The sequence below is a fragment of the Streptomyces sp. NPDC056948 genome, assembly GCF_042674225.1.
GTDB classification, from domain to species: domain Bacteria; phylum Actinomycetota; class Actinomycetes; order Streptomycetales; family Streptomycetaceae; genus Streptomyces; species Streptomyces purpurascens.
This window is the reverse complement of record NZ_JBHUQX010000641.1, coordinates 1-3,562: the sequence shown is the minus strand read 5'-3', so window position 1 is coordinate 3,562 and position 3,562 is coordinate 1. Positions and strand designations below refer to the sequence as shown.

Genomic DNA, 3,562 nt, shown 5'->3' with positions numbered 1-3,562 from the left:
GCCCTCAAGGGACCGGGGCGAAGACCGGACCCGCGGGCGGCAGCCACGTCGGGCCGGTCAGCCGGTTTCCTCGTCGGTGCGGCGGCGTGCGATGTGGTAGGTCGTTCCCAGCGCGCCCGCGATGAGCGCGGCGCCGAGGCCGATCTCCTTGAGGTCGAAGCCCGCGAGGGTGCCGCCCTCTCCGGCGTGCGCGCCCTTCGACGGGTGGCGGTGGTGGTCCGCCGGGTGGTGCGGGGAGTGATGCGTCGGCTGGTGGCTGGGGTGATGCGTCGGACGGGCGCCCGCGATGGTCAGGCGCGCGGTGCCGCTCGACTCGTCACAGATGAACTCCACGTCGTACACGGCGCCGGGCTTGGCGTCCCAGTCGACCACGGCACGCGCCGACGACTCCCTGGGCGGGATGGCGACCAGGTCGAAGACCTGTGAGGAGACCACCGCCTCTCCCCGGCACGCCGCGTTGCGGACCACCCGCAGCGTGACCCGTTCGCCCGCCGCGACGGTGGAGGGCTCGACACTGAAGCCGAAATCGGTCCGGACCACCGCGTAGGCGGTCGGCATACAGGAGGCGAGGGCGCCGGCGCCCAGCAGTACGGCCGAAGCGACGCGTATCGCGCGCATGGTGACCTCCGGGTCCCCGAGGAGCAGCCGCGGACCTGTTCCGCTCACGTCAGACATGCACCTCGATGCCCGAAACGCTAAGAAGGGGTGCGCCGTGGCGCGATCGCTGTAGCGCGAATGGGGCATGGGTGTGGGCCGCCCGGGGGAACTCCGTTACCGCGGCCGGGGGACGGCGACGGCGTGTCGCGCGCCCCCCGGCCCGGATCGGTGGTGCGGGCCCCGTCAGTCCCCGGCGCCCGGGAAGAGATTGAGGAACGGGTCCGCCGACGCGGTCACGCCCCTGCTGTACGGCGAGTCGAAGTCCCAGATCAGGAACAACAGGAAGGCGATCAGCGCCGAGAACAGCCCGGCGAGGACCATTTCACGTGTCGTTCTGCGGATCTGCAGGGCGAAGATCATCCCGATGGTGACGACGGCTCCGGCGATCAGCCCGAACCACACCACGCCCGGCATGGTCTCCCCGGTCGACTCCGCCCGGGCGATCCGGGCCTGGTTGGCCGCGGTCACCTGGTCGAGGAGCGGCTGGTAGGCCTGGGCCTGGAAGTCCGTCTTCGGCTCGTAGTCGGTGACGTCCTGGCGGACGCGCTCGAAGAGCCGGTGGCCGCGCTCGGTGACACGGCCCTCGTCGGCCATGGTGTCCCACTCGGTGGTGACGACGTATCCCACATAGGCCTCGACGTCGTCCCGGATCCGGTCGCGTGCGTCGGCCGGGTAGACCCGGACCCGCTCCGAGATCTCGTGCAGCGCGGTGGCCTCGGCCTGGACGTGGTCCTGGGCGGCGCTGCGCCCCTCCCAGACACCGGCGATCGCCAGGCCCAGGACGATGGCGTACACCACGCCGATCCACATCGTCATGTACTCGATGACGTCCGGGGTCTCACTGGGGTCCTCGTCGTCGGACGCCGTGCGGTGGCGTACGAGGGTGATGATGAGCACCACGGCGCAGGCGGCGAGCATCGCGAGGGTGAGAACAAGCCATTCCGGCAAGAGGTACCTCCAGGGCTTCAGGGATCAGCGCGCGCGCAGCGCGGCGACGGCGACCACCGCGGGCACCGTGACGAGCAGGACGAAGGTGAGCGGCGACATCGTGCGGCTCGTCCGCCGTGGCCGCGGCGCGGTGCGATACCGCGGATAGCGCACGGGCGAAGCGGACGGACGCGGCGTGGGTGTGGCCGACGGCTTCGGTGCCGGTTTCGGTGCCGGAGCCGGGGGAGGGGGCGGCGGTGGCACGGGCCTGAGCGTCGGCTCCGGCCGGGGCGCCGACGGGCGTGGAGCGGGTGGAGGCGGCGGAGGCGGCGGCTCGGGTCTGGCCGTGGGCGTCGGCTTCGGCGGCGGTGGCGTCGGGTCCGGAGAGGGACTCGGAGTCGGCGTCGGCTTCGGCGGCGGGGGTGTCGGGGTCGGTGTGGGCGTGGGCGTCGGTGTGGGTGTCGGGCACGGCGGCTTGGTCGGCCAGGTCTTGCTCCCGGCGTACGCCACCGCCTTCGTGCCGTCCGGCCCCGTCGAGGCGTACGCGCAGGCGGTGGCCACCGCCACTGAACCCGGTGCGCCCACGAGCGCCCAGGTCAGCGCCGCCACCGCCAAGGCCCGTACAGCGACGGCGGGTTGAATCGAGAGGGGTCCATACACGACGAAGATCATGAGCCTTGTTCCGCCGGGATGTGCCGGAGCGCAAGGGGATTGCCCCGAAAGAGGGATATCCGGGTGGTGTCGGTTTGATCGGCGGTCGCCCGCGGGGCGCCCGCCGCGCATGCGTGTACGACGCCGGGCGGCACTCGTCACAGGTTCCTGAAAGAAATTTGGCCGGTCGTTGAACACAATCACCGCTCCCGTGCGTACTCATGACCGTGCGGCGGCGCAGCAGGGCGCTGCAACACCCTTGCGATTATGGGGAGTTGACGATGAAGACCTCCTGGCGGAGCGCCTCACTCGTGGCGAGCGCCGCGGCGGTCCTGGCGCTGACGACGGCGTGCGGTCAGGACAGCCCACCGGCGGCCAGCCAGAACGTGGGTGCCACGGCGGCGCCCGGGGATTACGGAAACATCGGCGCCGGCACCGGGAACGGTGTGGGCGGCACCGCGAGCAGCCCGGCCGCGCCGAGCGCGTCCAGCCCGTCCAACCCCGCGGGCAAGCTGTCCGTCTCCACCGCCGACGAGATCGGCAAGGTGGTGACCGACAGCCTCGGCCTCACCCTGTACCGGTTCGACCAGGACACGGAGCAGCCGCCCAAGTCGAACTGCGACGGCGACTGCGCCAAGACCTGGCCGCCGGTCCCCGCGGACGACGCCGAGGCCGGCGAGGGCATCGAGAAGGCGCTGCTCGGCTCGGTCACCCGGGCGGACGGCACCAAGCAGCTCACGGTCGGCGGCTGGCCGGCCTACCGCTACGCCAAGGACGTCAACGCCGGTGACGTCAAGGGTCAGGGTGTGGGCGGCAAGTGGTACGCGCTGGCTCCCGACGGCAAGAAGGCGCAGGAGGGCGGTGCGGGCGCCGCCGGCGGCGGCGGTGCCGAGGCGCAGGCCGGGCTGTCCACCCGTGAAGACCCCAAGCTCGGCGAGATCGTCGTCGACAAGAACGGCATGACCGTCTACCGGTTCAAGAAGGACGAGGCCTGGCCCAAGCCGGTCTCCAACTGCAGCGGCGAGTGCCTGAAGAAGTGGCCGCTCGTGGAGCCCGTCGACTTCGCCGACACCAAGGGCATCCAGGAGAAGGGCTACATGATCTTCGACCGGACCGACGGCAAGGGCAAGCAGCAGACGATCAACTGCTCGCCGATCTACACCTTCGCCGGCGACAAGGCTGCGGGCGACACCAACGGCCAGGGTGTGGGCGGCACTTGGTTCGCCGTGCGCCCCGACGGAAAGCTGGTCGGCGCGTCGGAGAAGTAGAGAAACCTCCCCAGGGTTGATCAGCTCGTCCATCCGGCGGCGTTGACCCGGTCCGCCCC

At 71.4% G+C, this 3,562-nt stretch carries 5 protein-coding genes; 2 read left to right on the top strand and 3 right to left on the bottom strand.

From position 1 onward, the window contains the following. Positions 1-57: 57 nt before the first annotated feature. The 3 genes from ACFTZL_RS42720 to ACFTZL_RS42710 all read right to left on the bottom strand — a co-directional run bounded on the left by ACFTZL_RS42720 (position 58) and on the right by ACFTZL_RS42710 (position 1,758). Positions 58-618, bottom strand: a complete 561-nt coding sequence (locus ACFTZL_RS42720; RefSeq protein ID WP_382595360.1) for a hypothetical protein — start codon at positions 616-618, stop codon at positions 58-60. Positions 619-840: 222 nt separating this feature from the next. Next, positions 841-1,575: a hypothetical protein gene (locus tag ACFTZL_RS42715; protein WP_382595357.1), complete on the bottom strand. Its 735-nt coding sequence runs from the start codon at positions 1,573-1,575 to the stop codon at positions 841-843. 54 nt (positions 1,576-1,629) lie between these two features. After that, positions 1,630-1,758, bottom strand: a complete 129-nt coding sequence (locus tag ACFTZL_RS42710) for a hypothetical protein (protein ID WP_382595354.1) — start codon at positions 1,756-1,758, stop codon at positions 1,630-1,632. A 22-nt stretch (positions 1,759-1,780) separates the two neighbouring features. Between ACFTZL_RS42710 and ACFTZL_RS42705 the strand changes: the two genes are divergently transcribed. Next, on the top strand, positions 1,781-2,224 hold the full coding sequence (locus ACFTZL_RS42705) for a hypothetical protein (protein WP_382595351.1): 444 nt from the start codon (positions 1,781-1,783) through the stop codon (positions 2,222-2,224). A 292-nt stretch (positions 2,225-2,516) separates the two neighbouring features. Then, the gene (locus ACFTZL_RS42700) at positions 2,517-3,503 is read left to right on the top strand and encodes an SCO0930 family lipoprotein (protein ID WP_382595348.1); all 987 of its coding nucleotides are present in this window, start codon (positions 2,517-2,519) and stop codon (positions 3,501-3,503) included. Positions 3,504-3,562 lie beyond the last annotated feature (59 nt).